The sequence below is a fragment of the Algoriphagus alkaliphilus genome (assembly GCF_900103735.1).
Classification (GTDB): domain Bacteria; phylum Bacteroidota; class Bacteroidia; order Cytophagales; family Cyclobacteriaceae; genus Algoriphagus; species Algoriphagus alkaliphilus.
Map to the genome: position 1 here is coordinate 72,066 of NZ_FMXE01000021.1, position 16,905 is coordinate 88,970.

General features: G+C 41.7%; 29 protein-coding genes. All 29 read left to right on the forward strand.

Translation table 11 applies throughout. From position 1 onward, the window contains the following. The first annotated feature begins 5 nt into the window (after nucleotides 1-5). The 29 genes from rpsC to cysM all read left to right on the forward strand — a co-directional run bounded on the left by rpsC (nucleotide 6) and on the right by cysM (nucleotide 16,477). A complete protein-coding gene (gene rpsC / locus BLQ81_RS14465) occupies nucleotides 6-755 on the forward strand; it encodes a 30S ribosomal protein S3 (protein ID WP_092731231.1) in 750 nt (249 codons plus the stop codon). 27 nt (nucleotides 756-782) lie between these two features. After that, nucleotides 783-1,202, forward strand: a complete 420-nt coding sequence (rplP, locus tag BLQ81_RS14470) for a 50S ribosomal protein L16 (protein ID WP_092731233.1) — start codon at nucleotides 783-785, stop codon at nucleotides 1,200-1,202. A 9-nt stretch (nucleotides 1,203-1,211) separates the two neighbouring features. Beyond that, a complete protein-coding gene (gene rpmC, locus BLQ81_RS14475; RefSeq protein WP_092731235.1) occupies nucleotides 1,212-1,394 on the forward strand; it encodes a 50S ribosomal protein L29 in 183 nt (60 codons plus the stop codon). 19 nt (nucleotides 1,395-1,413) lie between these two features. After that, nucleotides 1,414-1,677 (forward strand): 30S ribosomal protein S17, encoded by a 264-nt coding sequence (gene rpsQ / locus BLQ81_RS14480; RefSeq protein ID WP_092731237.1) that lies wholly within the window; start codon nucleotides 1,414-1,416, stop codon nucleotides 1,675-1,677. A gap of 2 nt (nucleotides 1,678-1,679) precedes the next feature. Then, nucleotides 1,680-2,048, forward strand: coding sequence for a 50S ribosomal protein L14 (rplN, locus tag BLQ81_RS14485; RefSeq protein ID WP_026966248.1), 369 nt, complete (start codon nucleotides 1,680-1,682; stop codon nucleotides 2,046-2,048). Between the two features lie 2 nt (nucleotides 2,049-2,050). Then, a complete protein-coding gene (gene rplX / locus BLQ81_RS14490; protein WP_092731239.1) occupies nucleotides 2,051-2,395 on the forward strand; it encodes a 50S ribosomal protein L24 in 345 nt (114 codons plus the stop codon). Next, entirely contained in the window at nucleotides 2,388-2,948 is a 561-nt protein-coding gene (gene rplE, locus BLQ81_RS14495; RefSeq protein ID WP_092731241.1) for a 50S ribosomal protein L5, read from the forward strand. Before rplX ends, rplE begins: the two co-directional genes overlap by 8 nt. Nucleotides 2,949-2,950: 2 nt before the next feature. Next, nucleotides 2,951-3,220 (forward strand): 30S ribosomal protein S14, encoded by a 270-nt coding sequence (gene rpsN / locus BLQ81_RS14500; RefSeq protein ID WP_092731243.1) that lies wholly within the window; start codon nucleotides 2,951-2,953, stop codon nucleotides 3,218-3,220. 82 nt (nucleotides 3,221-3,302) lie between these two features. Further along, nucleotides 3,303-3,698, forward strand: a complete 396-nt coding sequence (gene rpsH / locus BLQ81_RS14505) for a 30S ribosomal protein S8 (protein ID WP_092731245.1) — start codon at nucleotides 3,303-3,305, stop codon at nucleotides 3,696-3,698. A 9-nt stretch (nucleotides 3,699-3,707) separates the two neighbouring features. Then, entirely contained in the window at nucleotides 3,708-4,265 is a 558-nt protein-coding gene (rplF, locus tag BLQ81_RS14510; protein WP_092731247.1) for a 50S ribosomal protein L6, read from the forward strand. Nucleotides 4,266-4,271: 6 nt separating this feature from the next. Then, on the forward strand, nucleotides 4,272-4,622 hold the full coding sequence (gene rplR / locus BLQ81_RS14515; RefSeq protein ID WP_092731249.1) for a 50S ribosomal protein L18: 351 nt from the start codon (nucleotides 4,272-4,274) through the stop codon (nucleotides 4,620-4,622). A 5-nt stretch (nucleotides 4,623-4,627) separates the two neighbouring features. Beyond that, on the forward strand, nucleotides 4,628-5,146 hold the full coding sequence (gene rpsE, locus BLQ81_RS14520; RefSeq protein WP_077346324.1) for a 30S ribosomal protein S5: 519 nt from the start codon (nucleotides 4,628-4,630) through the stop codon (nucleotides 5,144-5,146). Between the two features lie 5 nt (nucleotides 5,147-5,151). Beyond that, nucleotides 5,152-5,331 (forward strand): 50S ribosomal protein L30, encoded by a 180-nt coding sequence (gene rpmD / locus BLQ81_RS14525; RefSeq protein ID WP_092731250.1) that lies wholly within the window; start codon nucleotides 5,152-5,154, stop codon nucleotides 5,329-5,331. Nucleotides 5,332-5,333: 2 nt separating this feature from the next. Then, nucleotides 5,334-5,780 carry a 50S ribosomal protein L15 gene (gene rplO / locus BLQ81_RS14530; protein ID WP_092731251.1) on the forward strand — a complete coding sequence of 149 codons (447 nt, stop codon included), beginning with the start codon at nucleotides 5,334-5,336 and terminating at the stop codon, nucleotides 5,778-5,780. A 4-nt stretch (nucleotides 5,781-5,784) separates the two neighbouring features. Beyond that, nucleotides 5,785-7,104 carry a preprotein translocase subunit SecY gene (secY, locus tag BLQ81_RS14535; RefSeq protein WP_092731252.1) on the forward strand — a complete coding sequence of 440 codons (1,320 nt, stop codon included), beginning with the start codon at nucleotides 5,785-5,787 and terminating at the stop codon, nucleotides 7,102-7,104. A 1-nt stretch (nucleotide 7,105) separates the two neighbouring features. Then, on the forward strand, nucleotides 7,106-7,879 hold the full coding sequence (gene map / locus BLQ81_RS14540) for a type I methionyl aminopeptidase (protein ID WP_092731254.1): 774 nt from the start codon (nucleotides 7,106-7,108) through the stop codon (nucleotides 7,877-7,879). 1 nt (nucleotide 7,880) lies between these two features. Continuing rightward, complete coding sequence (gene infA / locus BLQ81_RS14545) at nucleotides 7,881-8,099, forward strand: translation initiation factor IF-1 (RefSeq protein WP_009183359.1); 219 nt, start codon at nucleotides 7,881-7,883, stop codon at nucleotides 8,097-8,099. Nucleotides 8,100-8,105: 6 nt separating this feature from the next. Further along, nucleotides 8,106-8,222, forward strand: a complete 117-nt coding sequence (rpmJ, locus tag BLQ81_RS14550) for a 50S ribosomal protein L36 (protein ID WP_092731256.1) — start codon at nucleotides 8,106-8,108, stop codon at nucleotides 8,220-8,222. 2 nt (nucleotides 8,223-8,224) lie between these two features. Beyond that, nucleotides 8,225-8,602, forward strand: coding sequence for a 30S ribosomal protein S13 (gene rpsM, locus BLQ81_RS14555; RefSeq protein WP_092731258.1), 378 nt, complete (start codon nucleotides 8,225-8,227; stop codon nucleotides 8,600-8,602). 15 nt (nucleotides 8,603-8,617) lie between these two features. After that, nucleotides 8,618-9,016: a 30S ribosomal protein S11 gene (rpsK, locus tag BLQ81_RS14560; protein ID WP_092731260.1), complete on the forward strand. Its 399-nt coding sequence runs from the start codon at nucleotides 8,618-8,620 to the stop codon at nucleotides 9,014-9,016. An 18-nt stretch (nucleotides 9,017-9,034) separates the two neighbouring features. Beyond that, nucleotides 9,035-9,640 (forward strand): 30S ribosomal protein S4, encoded by a 606-nt coding sequence (rpsD, locus tag BLQ81_RS14565; protein ID WP_092731262.1) that lies wholly within the window; start codon nucleotides 9,035-9,037, stop codon nucleotides 9,638-9,640. A gap of 36 nt (nucleotides 9,641-9,676) precedes the next feature. Beyond that, on the forward strand, nucleotides 9,677-10,666 hold the full coding sequence (locus BLQ81_RS14570; protein WP_092731264.1) for a DNA-directed RNA polymerase subunit alpha: 990 nt from the start codon (nucleotides 9,677-9,679) through the stop codon (nucleotides 10,664-10,666). A 6-nt stretch (nucleotides 10,667-10,672) separates the two neighbouring features. Next, nucleotides 10,673-11,209 carry a 50S ribosomal protein L17 gene (rplQ, locus tag BLQ81_RS14575; RefSeq protein ID WP_092731266.1) on the forward strand — a complete coding sequence of 179 codons (537 nt, stop codon included), beginning with the start codon at nucleotides 10,673-10,675 and terminating at the stop codon, nucleotides 11,207-11,209. A 117-nt stretch (nucleotides 11,210-11,326) separates the two neighbouring features. Next, the gene (gene carA, locus BLQ81_RS14580; RefSeq protein ID WP_092731268.1) at nucleotides 11,327-12,424 is read left to right on the forward strand and encodes a glutamine-hydrolyzing carbamoyl-phosphate synthase small subunit; all 1,098 of its coding nucleotides are present in this window, start codon (nucleotides 11,327-11,329) and stop codon (nucleotides 12,422-12,424) included. Between the two features lie 22 nt (nucleotides 12,425-12,446). Further along, nucleotides 12,447-13,730, forward strand: coding sequence for a phosphopyruvate hydratase (gene eno / locus BLQ81_RS14585; protein WP_092731270.1), 1,284 nt, complete (start codon nucleotides 12,447-12,449; stop codon nucleotides 13,728-13,730). A 96-nt stretch (nucleotides 13,731-13,826) separates the two neighbouring features. After that, nucleotides 13,827-14,114 carry an FtsB family cell division protein gene (locus BLQ81_RS14590; RefSeq protein ID WP_092731272.1) on the forward strand — a complete coding sequence of 96 codons (288 nt, stop codon included), beginning with the start codon at nucleotides 13,827-13,829 and terminating at the stop codon, nucleotides 14,112-14,114. Further along, a complete protein-coding gene (locus tag BLQ81_RS14595) occupies nucleotides 14,095-14,643 on the forward strand; it encodes a hypothetical protein (protein ID WP_092731274.1) in 549 nt (182 codons plus the stop codon). Before BLQ81_RS14590 ends, BLQ81_RS14595 begins: the two co-directional genes overlap by 20 nt. Before the next feature lie 21 nt (nucleotides 14,644-14,664). Beyond that, nucleotides 14,665-15,513 carry a serine O-acetyltransferase gene (locus BLQ81_RS14600; RefSeq protein WP_092731276.1) on the forward strand — a complete coding sequence of 283 codons (849 nt, stop codon included), beginning with the start codon at nucleotides 14,665-14,667 and terminating at the stop codon, nucleotides 15,511-15,513. Nucleotides 15,514-15,598: 85 nt separating this feature from the next. Beyond that, nucleotides 15,599-16,477, forward strand: coding sequence for a cysteine synthase CysM (gene cysM / locus BLQ81_RS14605; protein ID WP_092731278.1), 879 nt, complete (start codon nucleotides 15,599-15,601; stop codon nucleotides 16,475-16,477). The last annotated feature ends 428 nt before the right edge of the window (nucleotides 16,478-16,905 follow it).

Here is a 16,905-nt window from a genome sequence, read left to right on the forward strand (position 1 = left end):
AGACTATGGGACAAAAGATTAACCCAATAGGATTTAGACTTGGTGTAGTCAAAGGCTGGGATTCCAACTGGTATGGTGGGAAAGACTTCGCTGAAAAACTGTACGAAGATCAGCAGATCCGTAAGTATGTCCTTGCCAGGATCCCTAAAGGAGGTATTTCCAAAGTAATCATCGAGCGTACGCTTAAAAGAATCACTTTGACGATACATACCGCCCGTCCGGGAGTAGTAATTGGTAAAGGCGGAGCCGAAGTAGATAAGCTAAAAGAAGAGCTTAAGAAGATCACCAACAAAGATATTCAAATCAATATCTTCGAAATTAAGCGACCAGAATTGGATGCGAAATTAGTCGGTGAGTCTATCGCACAGCAACTTCAAGCTAGAATTTCCTTCAGAAGAGCAATGAAGCAAGCAATTGCAGCATCCATGCGAGTGGGAGCAGAAGGAATCAAAGTTAAACTTTCTGGTCGATTGGGCGGAGCTGAAATGGCCCGTTCTGAAATGTACAAAGAAGGACGTATCCCTTTGCATACCTTGAGAGCCGACATTGATTACGCACTTTCCGAGGCACTTACTGTGTACGGAATCATCGGAATCAAAGTATGGATTTTCAAAGGTGAGGTATATGGAAAAAGAGATCTTTCTCCAAACCAAGGAGCTGCAAATGAGCCTAAAGGCGCACAGCGTAGCCCGAACCCTAAAGGTGGCAGAGGTGATCGAGATAATAACGGTCCAAGACGCAGAAATAAGAAATAACTATTTTCACCGAATAAGTGAGAAATCATGTTACAGCCGAAAAGAACGAAATATAGAAAAATGCACAAGGGCCGTGTCAAAGGTCTTGCTACTAGAGGGGCAGAACTCTCTTTTGGTAACTTTGGTGTAAAATCCCTTGAGCCAGGATGGATTACTTCTCGCCAGATCGAGGCAGCACGTATTGCCATGACAAGAGCTATGAAGAGAGAAGGTCAAGTTTGGATCAGGATTTTTCCTGACAAGCCGATCACTAAAAAGCCCGCAGAAGTACGTATGGGTAAGGGTAAAGGTGCTCCGGAATATTGGGTAGCTGTTATCAAACCGGGTACGATACTCTTCGAAGCTACAGGCGTTAGCCTGGAGGTTGCTAAAGATGCATTGAGACTTGCGCAGCAGAAGCTACCCGTAAGTACAAGTTTTGTTGTTCGTAGAGACTACGCAGAATAATCATAAGCAATGAAAAATACAGAAATCAGATCCCTTTCCGCAAGTGAGATCGCTGAGCGAGTAGTCGCTGAGAAGGAGAATCTAAGCAAGCTTAAGTTTGCTCACTCGATTACTCCGATAGAGAATCCTAACAGAATCAGAGAAGCCAAGCGTCTTGTCGCAAGATTGAAGACTGCATTAGCTTCCAAATAACTAGCTAACAGAAAAGAAAATGGCTACGATTGAGAGAAATCTTCGCAAAGAGAGAATTGGTAAGGTTGTTAGTGATAAAATGGATAAATCCATAACAGTGGCAGTGGAACGTAAAGTGAAGCACCCTATCTATGGTAAATTTATGGCTAAGACTACCAAATTTATGGTTCATGACGAGAACAATGAATGCCACCCAGGTGACTTGGTGAAAATCAGTGAGACTCGTCCGCTGAGCAAGAACAAGCGTTGGAGATTAGTTGAAATTATTGAAAGGGCTAAGTAATCATGATACAGCAAGAATCCAGACTAGGCGTTGCAGATAACTCAGGTGCTAAAGAAGTACTCGTTATCCGCGTATTGGGAGGAACTGGGAAGCGTTACGCTTCCATCGGTGATAAAGTAGTCGTGACTGTAAAGTCGGCCCTATCTTCCAGCAACATGAAAAAAGGTACCGTTTCTAAAGCGGTTATCGTGCGAACCAAAAAGGAGATCCGTAGAAAAGATGGATCCTACATCCGATTTGAAGATAATGCTGCCGTGTTGCTTAACAACAACGATGAGCCAAGAGGTACTCGTATCTTCGGACCCGTGGCCAGAGAACTCAGAGAAAAGCAGTTCATGAAAATCATTTCTTTGGCCCCTGAAGTACTGTAATCATGGAAAGAAAATTGAACAAGCAGACAAAACTGCATATCAAAACCGGTGATACCGTTAAAGTAATCGCTGGCGATGATAAAGGAAAAACAGGAAAAGTACTTTCTGTAGTTGTTGAAAAAAGAAAAGCTTTCGTGGAAGGGATCAATATGATCACAAAACACGTCAAGCCCACTGCAGCAAAACCACAAGGTGGCATCGAAAAGAAAGAAGCTGCGCTACATATCAGTAACCTGATGCTAGTAGATCCTAAAACTGGTGAAGCCACCAGAACAGGTCGTAAGGCAGGTGAAAATGGAAAACTAGTTAGATTCTCAAAGAAAACCGGGGAGGTGATCAATGGCTAATTCAAGAATGAAAGCAAAGTATGTGGGCGATATCGTTCCTGCTTTGAAGGAAAAATTTCAATACTCTTCTGTCATGCAAGTGCCTCAGTTGACCAAGATCGTCCTTAACAAAGGAATTGGTGCTGCCGTGGCTGATAAGAAATTGGTTGATCAGGGAGTTGAAGAGCTTTCATTAATCACTGGACAAAGAGCTGTAGCTACCAAATCAAAAATCGCCGTATCCAACTTTAAGTTGAGAGAAGGTATGCCAATTGGAGCTAAAGTGACACTCAGAGGAGAAAAAATGTACGAATTTCTTGACCGTTTGATTACTGTCGCTTTACCTCGTGTTCGTGATTTTAAAGGCATTTCTGACAAAGGATTTGACGGAAGAGGTAACTATACGCTGGGTGTAACTGAGCAAATTATCTTCCCTGAAATTTCTATAGAAAAAGTGAATAGAATATCCGGTATGGATATCACCTTTGTTACTTCAGCCAAGACAGACGAGGAAAGCTATGCTTTATTGAAAGCTTTCGGAATGCCGTTCGTTAACAAAAATAAAGAAGAATAATCATGGCAAAAGAATCCATTAAAGCTCGTGAGAGAAAGAGAGAGTACCTGGTAGCCAAGTATGCCAAGAAAAGAGCTGAGCTGAAAGCGGCCGGTGATTATGAAGGCCTTGACAAATTGCCAAAGAATGCTTCACCGGTAAGATTACATAATCGTTGCAAACTTACTGGCCGCCCAAAAGGCTACATGAGAAAGTTTGGTATCAACAGGGTAACTTTCAGAGAAATGGCCTCAGCAGGCAAGATCCCTGGAATTACAAAGTCCAGCTGGTAAAATAGCGACAGTAGTTTTTATTCTAAAAATCAATTCGTAACTTTGCACGCCCAAAACGGGTGGAGCTAGACCATAAAATACCATGACTGATCCAATAGCTGATTATCTGACAAGGTTGAGAAATGCCATAAAGGCCTCTCACCGAATCGTTGAGATACCTGCTTCTAACATCAAGAAGGAGATTACGAAAGTATTGCACGACAAAGGATATATTCAAAACTATAAGTTTGAACAAGATGGTTCTCAGGGAACCATCAAGATCGCTTTGAAGTACAATCCTGCGAGTAAGCAGAACGCAATCGTAAGCCTTGAAAGAGTTAGTACGCCAGGTTTAAGAAAATATGTAAAGCATGACGAACTCCCGAGAGTTATCAATGGCTTGGGCATAGCAATCGTATCCACCTCAAAAGGTGTGATGACTGACAAAGAGGCACGTACCGAAGGTATCGGAGGCGAAGTACTTTGCTACGTTTATTAATATACTATCATGTCTAGAATAGGTAAAAAACCAATAAATCTACCCGGCGGTGTTACTGTAGACGTGTCAGCTCATGGAACTGTCACTGTTAAAGGTCCAAAGGGTACACTGACTCAGGATGTGAATCCGGATATTCAGGTGAAAGTAGAAGGCAACGAAATAGTTGTCACTCGACCTACCGAGTCTAAAAGACACAAATCTTTGCATGGTCTTTACAGATCATTGATCAACAACATGGTGCTCGGTGTCTCTGAAGGATACAAAAAAGATCTTGAGTTAGTCGGTGTAGGTTATAAGGCTTCTAATCAAGGCCAAATACTTGAGCTTAGCTTAGGTTACTCTCACAGTATTTTTATGGTGATGCCAAATGAAATCTCTATTAAAACAGAGACTCCAAAAGGTAAAAACCCATTCATTACTTTGGAAGGTATCGATAAGGAATTGATTGGGCAGGTAGCTGCCAAAATCAAATCACTCCGTAAGGTGGAACCATACAAAGGTAAAGGTGTGCGTTTCGTTGGTGAACAAGTTAGACGTAAGGCTGGTAAAACTGCCGGAAAAAAATAAAAGGTTATGGCATTTAATAAGACTTCCAGAAGACTTAGAATCAAACAAGGTATCAGAAGAAAGATTTCTGGTACAGATTCCAGACCTCGTCTGTCAGTATTCAAAAGTAATACAGGCATTTACGCGCAATTGGTGGATGACCTTAAAGGTCTCACTTTGGCACAAGCATCTTCAAAAGAGCTTGGTGCGAAAACCAACACTACTATTGGAGTATCCAAAGAAGTAGGTAAAAAACTCGCTGAAAGAGCAGTAGCCAATGGCGTATCTGTAGTTGTATTCGATAGAAACGGCTACTTGTATCATGGTAATGTGAAAGCTTTGGCTGAAGGCGCCAGAGAAGGTGGCCTTAAATTTTAATCATTATGTCTCAAGTAAGAAGAAAACCCATTAGGGCTACAGATACAGAACTAAAAGAGAAAGTAGTAGCTATCAACCGAGTGGCCAAAGTGGTTAAAGGTGGTAGAAGATTCTCCTTCTCTGCAATCGTAGTAGTAGGTGATGGCCAAGGTGTTGTAGGTTACGGATTAGGCAAAGCCAACGAAGTAACAGATGCAATCACCAAAGGCATCGAGGATGCAAAGAAAAACCTGGTTAAAGTACCGGTTTTGAAAGGCACTATTCCTCATGAGCAAATCGGAAAATTCGGTGGCGGACTTGTATTAATCAAGCCAGCTGCAGCAGGTACGGGTGTAATAGCCGGTGGTGCAATGCGTGCGGTTTTGGAAAGTGCTGGTGTAACTGACGTTTTGGCTAAATCTAAAGGTTCATCGAATCCTCACAACGTGGTGAAAGCTACTATCGATGCACTTACTCAGTTAAGAGATGCAATCGCTGTTTCTCAACAGCGTGGTGTGAAAATGGCGAAAGTCTTTAACGGATAATTATCATGGCGAAGATTAAAATCACACAGGTAAAAAGTACGATCGACAGACCAAAAGATCAGAAAGCAACTATTACTGCTTTGGGTCTGGGGCGTATTAGCAAGTCTGTAGTAGTAGAGAATACTCCACAGATTGCTGGAATGGTAAATAAAGTGAATCACCTTGTAAAAGTGGAGGCAGCTTAATCATGAAACTAAATACATTAACTCCGTCAGAAGGTTCAACTAAAAACCGTAAGAGAATTGGTCGTGGTACTGGTTCTGGTCGAGGTGGAACATCTACAAGAGGCCATAAAGGCGCTAAATCCCGTTCAGGATATAAGTCTAAAGCTGGGTTTGAAGGTGGTCAGATGCCGCTCCAAAGAAGAGTACCCAAATTTGGCTTTAAATCCTTCAACAGGGTGGAGTTCAAACCAGTAAATTTGGATACCTTGCAAGACCTAGCCGATCAATTCAATCTTGCTACAATAGACATGGATGCATTAGTGGCTCATGGTATTGCTTCCAAGAATGATAAGATAAAAATTCTCGGTGGTGGTGAACTAACGGCCAAATTAGAGGTGACTGCCCACAAGTTTTCCGCTTCAGCTGTTGAAGTTATTGAAAAACTAGGCGGTACCGTAAACAAGATTTAAGTAAATGAAAAAGTTTATTTCGACAGTTAGGAACATTTTCTCAATCGAAGATTTGAGAGTCAGAATTGTAAACACAATTGGATTCTTAATTATTTTCAGGTTAGGATCATTTATCGTTCTTCCCGGTGTAGATCCTTCCAAGTTGGGAGATGCTCCTGAGGGGATTTTCGGTTTGATTGATACTTTCCTTGGAGGGGCATTTAGTAATGCTTCAATCTTTGGACTGGGAATTATGCCCTATATCTCTGCTTCCATTGTGCTGCAGCTGTTGACTGTCGGGGTTCCTTATTTTCAGAAAATGCAAAAGGAGGGTGAGTCCGGTAGAAAACGAATCAACCAGATCACCCGAGTCCTTACCATCGCAATTACTGTGGCACAAGGTATAGGTTATGTATCGGCCACGATACTTCCCACCGGTGCAGTAATGGTCAGTACCTCCCTTTTCATGTTTAGTTCCTTGGTTCTGCTATCAGCAGGAACGATGTTCTGTATGTGGTTGGGTGAAAAAATCACTGAGAAAGGAATTGGCAATGGAATTTCAATGCTTATCATGATTGGTATCATTTCAAGATTTCCAGGTGCCATAATAGCTGAGGGTCTTGAAAAAGGCACTTCAGGCATGTTGCTCCTCATCATTGAGGCTGTTGTTTTGTTCTTTGTTGTTGTGGGAGTAATCGCTCTCACTGAAGCAACAAGAAGAATTCCAGTTCAATATGCGAAGCAAGTAGTAGGTGGTAAGGTATATGGAGGACAAAGACAATACATTCCAATTAAGGTAAATGCGTCGGGTGTAATGCCTATCATTTTCGCCCAATCATTGATGTTTGTTCCTGCATTGATTGCCCAGATTTGGGCAGGGGAAAGTGACATCGCCAACTACATTGGTACTACTTTCAGTGATTTCACCTCATGGCAGTATAACCTTTTGTTTGCAGCTTTGATTATCATCTTTACGTTCTTTTATACTGCTATCACGGTTAACCCCGAACAAATTGCTGAGGACATGAAACGTAATGGTGGTTTTGTCCCTGGTATCAAGCCAGGTGCACCTACCTCAGAGTTTATCGATGGGATTATTTCCAAGATTACTTTACCAGGTTCTGTTCTTTTAGCAGCAGTTGCAATCCTTCCTGCTTTGGCAATCATTGCTGGTGTAGGTGGTGAGTTTGCTCAATTTTATGGTGGTACTTCCCTGCTTATTATGGTGGGTGTTATCATGGATACTTTGAGACAAATTGAAAGCTATTTGCTCATGAGACATTACGAAGGAATGATGAAAAGCGGTAATCTGAAGAATAATCCTTCGAATTACCAAGTAGCTTAATATGATTCAATACAAGACTTCGGAAGAAGTTCAGTTAATAAAACAGAGTGCTGATATTCTTGGTAGAGCTCACGGAGAAGTTGCCAAGCATATCAAAGAAGGGGTAAAGACCTCTTTTCTTGACAAAGTTGCTGAAGAGTTTATTAGGGATCACAATGGTGTACCTTCATTTAAAGGGTATAACGGTTTTCCCGCTTCACTTTGCATTTCGGTGAATGAGGTAATTGTTCACGGTTTTCCAAGTGATTATGAATTGAAAGATGGCGATATAATCTCAGTAGATTGTGGAGTCTTTCACCAAGGTTTTCATAGCGATTCCGCTTATACGTATCCTATCGGTGAGGTCTCCCCTTCTGTAAAAGCATTGTTAAAAGCCACTCGAGATTCGCTCTATCTGGGAATCGAGCAAGCTGTAGTGGGGAACAGAATTGGTGATATTGGTTTTTCAATCCAAAAGTTTGTAGAAGCTAAAGGCTACACAGTAGTCAGAGAGCTAGTCGGACATGGTCTAGGAAAGAAACTTCATGAAGCACCTGAAGTCCCTAATTATGGAAAAAAAGGAAGTGGTGTCCCGCTTAAGGCGGGAATGGTGATTGCAATTGAGCCAATGATCAATCTGGGTACGAGAAATATCGTCCAAGAACGAGACGGCTGGACTATCCGAACTGCAGATCGGAAACCTTCAGCTCATTATGAGCATACGGTTGCAATATTGGAAGATAAAACAGAAGTTTTGACAACGCATAAATACATAGAAGAGGTCTTTAAATTCTAATATGGCCAAACAGACATCAATAGAGCAAGACGGTACCATCATCGAAGCATTGTCTAATGCAATGTTCAAAGTGGAACTTGAAAATGGACATCAGTTGATTGCTCATATTTCGGGGAAAATGAGAATGAATTATATTAAAATTCTCCCCGGAGATAAAGTTAAGCTGGAATTATCTCCCTATGATTTGACAAAAGGCAGAATAGTATATCGATATAAATAGACTGACATGAAGGTAAAGGCATCTATTAAAAAGAGAAGTGTTGACTGCAAGCTAATCCGTAGAAAAGGAGTATTGTATGTCATCAACAAGAAGAATCCTAAGTATAAACAAAGACAAGGTTAATCATGGCTAGAATTGCAGGTGTAGACATACCAGACAATAAGCGCGGCGAAATCGGACTTACCTATATCTTCGGAATAGGAAGAAGTGCTGCCAAAGCGATCCTGACTAAGGCCGGTATCTCTTTCGACAAAAAGGCCGGAGAGTGGAATGATGAAGAATCTACCGCAATCCGTAACATTATTGCCGAAGAACTCAGAACCGAAGGTGTACTGAAGTCAGAGATCCAATTAAACATCAAGCGCCTGATGGACATAGGATGTTACAGAGGTTTGAGACACAGAAAAGGACTTCCGGTACGTGGTCAAGGCACTAAAAACAACGCCAGAACAAGGAAGGGTAAGCGTAAAACTGTTGCTAACAAAAAGAAGGCAACTAAATAAAACCTGATTTAGATTATGGCTCAGAAAAGAAACGATAAAGCAAAAGGTAAAAAAAGAGTAGTAAAGGTAGAAGCTGTAGGTCAGGCACACATCAGAGCCTCCTTCAACAATATCATAATCTCTATTACCAATAATGCAGGTCAAGTGATCTCTTGGGCTTCTGCCGGTAAAATGGGTTTCAGAGGCTCTAAGAAAAATACTCCGTACGCTGCTCAGATGGCTGCCCAAAACTGCGGACAAGTAGCATACGACTTAGGTTTGAGAAAAATCGAAGTGTTCGTAAAAGGTCCAGGATCTGGTCGCGAATCTGCGATCAGAACATTGCAAAACGTAGGATTGGATGTAACGACGATCATTGACGTGACTCCAATGCCGCACAACGGCTGTCGTCCTCCTAAGCGTAGAAGAGTTTAATTTTAAAAAGGTAACAGAATGGCAAGATATACAGGTCCTAAAGCGAAAATCTCCAGAAAATTTGGAGAAGCAATAGAAGGGCATAGCAAGGCGCTTCAAAAGAAAAACTACCCTCCCGGAATGCATGGTCGTGGTAGAAGAAAGAAGCAATCTGAATATGCTGTCCAGTTGGCTGAGAAGCAAAAAGCAAAATACATCTATGGCATATTGGAAAGGCAATTTGCAAAGATGTTTGATACAGCTTCCAGAAAAACAGGTATTACAGGTGAAAACCTCCTTCAGCTTCTTGAAGCTCGTTTGGATAACACCGTTTATAGATTGGGAATCGCTCCTACACGTCGTGGTGCAAGACAGCTTGTTTCTCACAAGCATATTTTGGTCAACGGAGAAGTAGTAAATATTCCTTCCTATACTTTGAAGCCGGGTGATCTTGTTTCAGTAAGAGAGCGTTCTAAATCTCTCGAAGCAATCACCAGCAGCCTGGCAGGTAAAGCAGCAAATAGATATCCTTGGTTAGAGTGGGATAATGCTTCTTTGACAGGCAAATTCGTCAGTGTACCGGGCAGAGATGATATTCCAGAGAATATCAAGGAGCAGCTCATTGTCGAACTTTACTCTAAGTAATTTTACAATTTTCAGCTAAAAACCAGAACGAGACATATGTCCATACTAGCATTTCAAATGCCCGAGAAAGTGGTGATGGAAAAAGCCGATGACTTTCACGGCTTGTTCACTTTCAAACCACTCGAAAAAGGCTATGGAGTTACCATTGGTAACGCCCTGAGAAGAATTTTGCTTTCTTCATTGGAGGGATACGCCATCACTTCTATCAAAATCCCAGGAGTGGTTCACGAATTCTCATCCATTGATGGCGTAGTAGAAGACGTGACTGATATTATTTTGAACATGAAGCAAGTGAGATTCAAGAAGGTGCATGATGCCTTTGATGGGAAAATCACTGTGGAAATCAAAAATCAGTCTGTATTCACTGCAGGGGACATTGCTAAGTTCACTTCTTCCTTCGAAGTACTCAATCCGGAATTGATAATCTGTCATATCGATGAAACCAAAAATTTCGAAATTGAGATTACAGTCGAAAAAGGAAGAGGTTACCTGCCGGCTGAAGAATCCAGACCTAAGGAGCAGGTATTTGGTCAAATTGCAATCGATGCGATCTTTACTCCTATAAAGAATGTGAAGTACAGCGTAGAAAATACCCGTGTAGAGCAGAAAACTGACTTTGAAAAATTGATCCTTGAAGTATCTACAGATGGTTCTATCCATCCTGAGAAGGCACTTCAGGAATCAGCCAAAATTTTGATTCAGCACTTTATGCTTTTCTCTGACCAGACCATGGTCTTAGATTCTACCGGCATTTCGGAACCGGAGCCTATCGATGAGGAATTCCTTCACATGCGTAAGCTTCTTAAGACTTCTTTGAGCGATCTGGATTTATCTGTTCGCGCTTTCAACTGTCTTAAAGCTGCTGATGTGAGAACTCTTGGTGATTTAGCTAGACTTGAAATTTCCGATATGATGAAATTCAGAAACTTCGGAAAAAAGTCATTGGCTGAACTCGAGCAATTAATCCAAGAAAAAGGTCTGACCTTCGGGATGGATATTTCTAAGTACAAACTTGACGAAGAATAATATAAAATGAGACACGGTAAGAAATTTAACCACCTTGGACGTACTGCCTCCCACAGAAAGGCAATGCTTTCCAACATGGCAACTTCCCTGATTCTTCACAAGCGTATTTCAACTACGCTTGCCAAGGCGAAAGAATTGAAGAAGTTTGTTGAACCTCTGGTGACCAGAGCCAAAGAAGACTCCACACATAACAGGCGTATTGCATTTTCATATCTTAAAAGCAAAGATGCGATTAAAGAGCTCTTTGGTGAGATAATTGACAAAGTAGGCAATCGTCCAGGAGGATATACCAGAATTATTAAAACTGGATTCCGTCTTGGTGATAACGCTGAAATGTGTATCATCGAGCTGGTAGATTATAATGAACTTATGCTTAAGGATGCTAAGCCTGCGAAAAAGACTACCAGAAGATCCCGTAGAGGAACTGCTGGAGCTAAAGAAACAGTCGCGACTGAAGCTGTTTCCGTCCCAGTTGTGGAAGCCAAAACTGAAGAGCCTAGTGCTCCTGAAGCTTTGGCGGAAAACGAAAACGAAGAAAAATAAATTGAAAAGTATTTTCAAATATCAAAAGGATTGGACTTTCGTTCAATCCTTTTTTTATACCCATTTCACTTATCCTCCTTCCCAAGATTTGGTTAACTTTGGGCAATCTTTAAAAAAATGAGTAAAAAGAAAGCAACACTTCTATTAGCTGATGGAACTGTATTCCATGGCTCACTAATTGGAAATCCTGGTACAAATGGTGGTGAAATTTGTTTCAATACCGGAATGACCGGTTATCAGGAAATCTACACTGATCCATCCTACACCGGTCAAATTGTTGTAACCACCACTTCGCATATTGGAAACTATGGCGTGCATTCAGAAGAAATTGAATCTGAGCATCCATGTGTTGCAGGTATTGTCGTCAACAGTTTTTCAGATATTTTTTCACGGGTGGATGCCTCCGGTTCCTTGCAGGATTACCTAGTGAAATATAAGATTACTGGCATTGCAGATATCGACACCCGGAAACTGGTGAGACACTTGAGATCAAAAGGCGCCATGAATGCCATTATCAGTTCCGAATTTGAAGAAAACCTAGCGGGCTTAAAAACCGAATTAGCTAAGGTTCCAGACATGAATGGCTTAGAACTTTCTTCTACTGTTTGTACTCAGGAACCATTTTTTTATGGAGACGAGTCATCTAAAATGAAAGTAGCCTGTCTTGATTTTGGAATCAAAAAAAATATTCTTAGAAATCTCGCTACACGAGGAGTTTACTGCAAAGTTTTTCCTGCTAAAACCAAGCTAAAGGAAATTCAGGAATGGAATCCTGATGCATTTTTTCTTTCCAACGGCCCTGGAGATCCTGCTGTAATGGATTATGCGGTCGAAACTGTTAAAGAAATTTTAGAAACCGGTAAGCCTGTTTTCGGGATCTGTCTGGGGCATCAACTTCTTGCCGAGGCAGTTGGAATCAAAACCTACAAAATGCATCACGGTCATAGAGGCCTCAATCATCCTATAAAAAATTTGATTACAGGAAAAAGTGAAATCACCTCTCAAAATCATGGTTTCAATGTCGTCAGAGAAGATACTGAGACAAACAGTGAAGTAGAAATAACTCACGTTCATCTGAATGACAACACGGTAGCTGGTATTCGGCTGAAAAATAAGCCTGCATTCTCTGTTCAATATCACCCTGAGTCCTCACCGGGGCCCCATGATTCTCGTTACCTTTTTGACGAGTTCATAGCACTTATTAATAAAAACTAATTTTCACAAACCTTTTAAAACTATGACGTTGATTCAATCAATTCATGCAAGACAAATCCTCGATTCAAGAGGTAATCCAACTGTAGAAGTAGATGTTTTCACCGAAAATGGTGCATTTGGCCGAGCGGCCGTACCAAGTGGCGCTTCTACCGGTATGAATGAAGCAGTCGAACTCCGCGACGGGGACAAAAGCAAATATTTAGGCAAAGGCGTACTAAAAGCCGTTGCCAATGTAAATGAAATAATTGCCCCTGAGTTGGTAGGAATGGATGTATTTGAGCAAAATACGATTGACCAAATTATGATCGAGCTGGACGGTACTGCCAACAAAAGCAAGCTCGGGGCAAATGCCATCTTAGGTGTTTCTTTGGCAGTTGCCAAAGCCGCAGCAATGGAGTCAGGTCAGCCGCTTTACAGATACATCGGTGGAGTAAACGCAAATACGCTTCCTGTTCCGATGTTGAATATTATCAACGGTGGTTCTCACTCTGATGCACCTATTGCTTTCCAAGAATTCATGGTTCGCCCTGTCGGCGCTTCCAGCTTTTCTGAGGCGATCCGGATGGGGGCTGAGATTTTCCATAATTTGAAAAAAATCCTTCATGATAAAGGGCTAAGTACTGCGGTAGGAGATGAGGGCGGATTTGCTCCAAACTTCTCCGGAGGAACAGAAGAGGCTTTGGGTTGTATCTTGGATGCCATTGCAAAAGCCGGCTACAAAGCTGGTGCTGATGTCACGATTGCATTGGATTGTGCTGCTTCCGAATTTTATAAAGACGAAAAATACGATTATACCAAGTTTGAAGGACCAACTGGAAAAATCAGATCAAGAGAAGAGCAGGTTGCCTACTTGGCTGAATTAACAGAAAAATATCCTATTGATTCTATCGAAGACGGCTTTGCTGAAGAAGACTGGGCTGGATGGGCGATGCTGACTGCCAAAATTGGAGATAAAGTTCAACTGGTTGGTGATGATCTTTTTGTAACAAATGTCAAATTCCTGAAAAGAGGAATTGAAGAAAAATCCGCTAATTCTATCTTGGTAAAAGTAAACCAAATTGGGACATTGACTGAGACCTTGAATGCAATCAGCTTGGCTCACAAGGCTGGATTTACGGCAGTGATGTCGCACAGATCCGGTGAAACGGAAGACTCTACTATCGCTGACTTGGCAGTGGCAGTGAACTGCGGACAGATCAAAACCGGCTCAGCTTCCCGTTCTGACCGTATGGCCAAATACAATCAGTTGCTCAGAATCGAAGAGCAATTGGGAGAATCAGCCGTTTTCAAGGGAAGATTGAAATAATAGCACTTTAATAGATATCGTGAGACAGCCTACTAAAGCGGGCTGTCTTTTTTTTGCACCATTTTTGTACCTTGGATCACGAGATTCAATTCCATTATGATGAAACTTATCAAATACAGTAGTAATTTTTATGTCCTGGCCACATTGGTTTTTCTTTTTTGGATGATTTTTATTGATTCCAACAACTTGGTAAATCATTTTCGACTAAGTCACAAGCTATATCAGTTGGAGGATCAAAAGGAATTTTACTTGGAGAAAAAAGGTAAAATTACTGCCGAACGGGAAGAATTGATGAGTAATCCTGAACTTTTGGAAAAGTTTGCCCGTGAACGCTATCTGATGAAAAAGCAAACCGAAGATCTTTATGTTGTTGTCGAAAAGTAAATGGATGGCTATTGTCCTTCTGGGGCTTTTTTTTGTTTCAAATCACAGTTTTGGACAGCGGGAAATTTCCGGTGATTCCGTTTCATTCAAGGACCGCCTATATTTTGGGGGCAATATGGGCTTTCAGCTCGGAACAATCACTTTGATTGATGTATCTCCTCTAATGGGAGTCATGGTCACACCCAAACTATCCGGAGGCCTAGGTGGTACCATTCAATATTATGATGACAAGCGTTTTCAGGGTGCACAGAGCGCTTCTTATGGAGGCCGGGTATTTGGGAGGTACAACATTCTGCCAAATATATTTACTCATTTAGAGTATGAATCCATCAACTGGGAGCGATATGATGTTCGTGTCGAGAACTTTAGACGAATCTGGACCAATGCTTTTTTTGTGGGAGGGGGGTATTTTGCTCCATTTGGTCCAAGGGGTGGAGCTAACTTTACTTTTTTATACAACGTCCTTCACGATAACCAAAATTCCTACTATGCTGAACCTTATGTAATTCGGGTTGGTTTTGTCCTGTAACAATTCCACCTTTAACTTCCTATGGAATCTTTTATAAAAAAAATACATAAGTCTCATCAGGAATGTTCTGATTGCCCTTCTCCAAAGCTTATCCAACAGTATTTTGAGGATTTATTAGGGTTACTTTTCCCAGAATATTCCGTCCAAAAAATCCGTGAAGAGGAAGATGTAAAATCTAGGTTGGAAAATCTTCAAGCTCAGCTTTCCAATATCTTAACCCGAAATATCCACCTCCATTCTGGTGATGGAGAAAAACTCGCCAAGCGGTTTATTGTCGATTTAGAAAAGGTTTTTGATTGGATAAATCAAGATGTGGATGCCATGTTCGCAGGAGATCCCGCTGCTAAATCACGCACAGAGATTCTCAGAAGTTATCCTGGTTTCTATGCGATTGCAGCCTATCGAATTGCCCACCTTTTACTTCAGTTGGGTATTAAATTAATACCAAGAATGATCACTGAATTTGCACATAGTCGAACGGGAATTGATATCCACCCAGGGGCTACCATCGGGCAATACTTTTGCATTGATCATGGTACAGGGGTGGTAATCGGAGAGACAACTGTGATCGGGAATCATGTAAAAATCTACCAAGGCGTGACGCTTGGAGCACTCAGTGTGGAAAAAGCTGATGCAGACATCAAACGTCACCCCACCATCGAGGATAATGTGGTCATTTATGCCGGTGCTACCATCCTCGGCGGTAAAACAACGATTGGCAAAAGTAGTATCATCGGAGGCAATGTATGGTTGACCAAGTCTGTACTTCCCGGGTCGAAGGTCTATTACCAAACCCAAATGCATCACGAGGAAGGTACAGTGACTGACGTATATGTCTTCAAAAATGACATAGACGAATTAAGTCACTAGGGATTTGTTCTCATTTCATAAAAGTTAATCATTCCAGTATTTCCTTTTGAATTAGGCATTGTGTCAAAAATCATCGAAAAAAAACATGAAACTCTTTGAACTGATCGGGAATACGCCTTTGGTGGAATTGGAAGTTATTCCTACTAATCGGAGGGCAAAGATTTTTTGTAAAATGGAAGGACAAAATCCCGGTGGAAGTGTCAAGGATCGTGCTGCATATAATATGATTCGATCGGCTTTGGATCGCGGAGAAATCAAAAAAGGAGATAAACTGGTCGAAGCCACAAGTGGAAACACCGGAATTGCTTTGGCGATGGTGGCTAAAGTCTTGGGACTGGATATGACCCTAATCATGCCGGATAACTCCACCAAAGAGCGGGTGCTTTCCATGGAAGCCTATGGGGCAAAGGTTATTTTGACCCCAGCCGCAAAGACGATTGAATATTCCCGGGTTTTAGCAGAAACGATGCGGGATGAGAAAGGATATTTTATGCTCAATCAGTTTGGGAATCCGGACAATTACCTGGCTCACTATAAGACCACCGGTCCCGAAATCTGGAAAGATACAGCCGGGAGGGTGACCCATTTTGTCTCAGCAATGGGTACAACTGGAACGATTATGGGAGTTTCCCGATACCTGAAAGAGGTTAATCCGGCCATACAAATTGTCGGTACTCAACCTACTGACGGTTCCAGTATTCCCGGAATCCGACGCTGGTCCCCAGAGTTTTTGCCAGAAATATTTGAGCCAGTCCGTGTGGACCGAGTGATTGACGTCAGTCAGCAGCAAGCTACTGAGATGACCCGGAGAATGGCCAAGGAAGAAGGAATCCTAGCCGGAATGAGTAGCGGAGGAGCCTTGCATGCCGCAATCGAATTATCCAAAGAACTGGAAGAAGGGCTGATTGTCTGCATCACCTGCGACCGGGGAGACAGATATCTCAGCTCGGATTTGTTTGGGTGATGAGCGATTGAAAAATTGGAAAATTTTAAGATTGGAAAATTGAGTTGACTACAGTTGAAAGATATAATCCTCATGATTTGCCTTCAGCTTTAGCAAGGAATTAAGTTAAAATTTTAAAGAAAAGTGCCGTAGGCATGAGCGATCATCTAGCCAGCCAATTCATTGGCTGGATACGAGGGTATAATAGTTTTTTAAAATGCCGTAGGCATGGACGATTTTAAATGAAAATGTGAAATCCAAAAATAGTTCGACATCCTTCGGGGTCGCCAAATCTTTAGATTATCGTCATATCCACGGGTTTCACCCGAGGCTATTCAAAGGTTTGACCCCATTCGGGCATTGGCGTTAACTTAAGGCTTATACCCCTATTAGAGAGATAGTTCCTCTCTTATTTTTTAGCCTTCTTCTTCAGAAATGATTCTTTTTTA

Excerpts from the sequence above, each read along its gene's own strand:
- rpmC (WP_092731235.1), top strand. The coding sequence starts at position 1,212 with ATGAAAAATACAGAAATCAGATCCCTTTCCGCAAGTGAGATCGCTGAG.
- secY (WP_092731252.1), top strand. The coding sequence starts at position 5,785 with ATGAAAAAGTTTATTTCGACAGTTAGGAACATTTTCTCAATCGAAGAT.
- rpsM (WP_092731258.1), top strand. The coding sequence starts at position 8,225 with ATGGCTAGAATTGCAGGTGTAGACATACCAGACAATAAGCGCGGCGAA.
- rplR (WP_092731249.1), top strand. The coding sequence starts at position 4,272 with ATGGCATTTAATAAGACTTCCAGAAGACTTAGAATCAAACAAGGTATC.
- BLQ81_RS14590 (WP_092731272.1), top strand. The coding sequence starts at position 13,827 with ATGATGAAACTTATCAAATACAGTAGTAATTTTTATGTCCTGGCCACA.
- BLQ81_RS14600 (WP_092731276.1), top strand. The coding sequence starts at position 14,665 with ATGGAATCTTTTATAAAAAAAATACATAAGTCTCATCAGGAATGTTCT.
- rplF (WP_092731247.1), top strand. The coding sequence starts at position 3,708 with ATGTCTAGAATAGGTAAAAAACCAATAAATCTACCCGGCGGTGTTACT.
- rplQ (WP_092731266.1), top strand. The coding sequence starts at position 10,673 with ATGAGACACGGTAAGAAATTTAACCACCTTGGACGTACTGCCTCCCAC.
- carA (WP_092731268.1), top strand. The coding sequence starts at position 11,327 with ATGAGTAAAAAGAAAGCAACACTTCTATTAGCTGATGGAACTGTATTC.
- rplO (WP_092731251.1), top strand. The coding sequence starts at position 5,334 with ATGAAACTAAATACATTAACTCCGTCAGAAGGTTCAACTAAAAACCGT.
- rplP (WP_092731233.1), top strand. The coding sequence starts at position 783 with ATGTTACAGCCGAAAAGAACGAAATATAGAAAAATGCACAAGGGCCGT.
- rpsE (WP_077346324.1), top strand. The coding sequence starts at position 4,628 with ATGTCTCAAGTAAGAAGAAAACCCATTAGGGCTACAGATACAGAACTA.
- map (WP_092731254.1), top strand. The coding sequence starts at position 7,106 with ATGATTCAATACAAGACTTCGGAAGAAGTTCAGTTAATAAAACAGAGT.
- cysM (WP_092731278.1), top strand. The coding sequence starts at position 15,599 with ATGAAACTCTTTGAACTGATCGGGAATACGCCTTTGGTGGAATTGGAA.
- rpsN (WP_092731243.1), top strand. The coding sequence starts at position 2,951 with ATGGCAAAAGAATCCATTAAAGCTCGTGAGAGAAAGAGAGAGTACCTG.
- BLQ81_RS14595 (WP_092731274.1), top strand. The coding sequence starts at position 14,095 with ATGTTGTTGTCGAAAAGTAAATGGATGGCTATTGTCCTTCTGGGGCTT.
- rpsC (WP_092731231.1), top strand. The coding sequence starts at position 6 with ATGGGACAAAAGATTAACCCAATAGGATTTAGACTTGGTGTAGTCAAA.
- eno (WP_092731270.1), top strand. The coding sequence starts at position 12,447 with ATGACGTTGATTCAATCAATTCATGCAAGACAAATCCTCGATTCAAGA.
- rplE (WP_092731241.1), top strand. The coding sequence starts at position 2,388 with ATGGCTAATTCAAGAATGAAAGCAAAGTATGTGGGCGATATCGTTCCT.
- rplN (WP_026966248.1), top strand. The coding sequence starts at position 1,680 with ATGATACAGCAAGAATCCAGACTAGGCGTTGCAGATAACTCAGGTGCT.
- rpsK (WP_092731260.1), top strand. The coding sequence starts at position 8,618 with ATGGCTCAGAAAAGAAACGATAAAGCAAAAGGTAAAAAAAGAGTAGTA.
- rpsQ (WP_092731237.1), top strand. The coding sequence starts at position 1,414 with ATGGCTACGATTGAGAGAAATCTTCGCAAAGAGAGAATTGGTAAGGTT.
- rpsH (WP_092731245.1), top strand. The coding sequence starts at position 3,303 with ATGACTGATCCAATAGCTGATTATCTGACAAGGTTGAGAAATGCCATA.
- rplX (WP_092731239.1), top strand. The coding sequence starts at position 2,051 with ATGGAAAGAAAATTGAACAAGCAGACAAAACTGCATATCAAAACCGGT.
- rpmD (WP_092731250.1), top strand. The coding sequence starts at position 5,152 with ATGGCGAAGATTAAAATCACACAGGTAAAAAGTACGATCGACAGACCA.
- rpsD (WP_092731262.1), top strand. The coding sequence starts at position 9,035 with ATGGCAAGATATACAGGTCCTAAAGCGAAAATCTCCAGAAAATTTGGA.
- BLQ81_RS14570 (WP_092731264.1), top strand. The coding sequence starts at position 9,677 with ATGTCCATACTAGCATTTCAAATGCCCGAGAAAGTGGTGATGGAAAAA.
- infA (WP_009183359.1), top strand. The coding sequence starts at position 7,881 with ATGGCCAAACAGACATCAATAGAGCAAGACGGTACCATCATCGAAGCA.
- rpmJ (WP_092731256.1), top strand. The coding sequence starts at position 8,106 with ATGAAGGTAAAGGCATCTATTAAAAAGAGAAGTGTTGACTGCAAGCTA.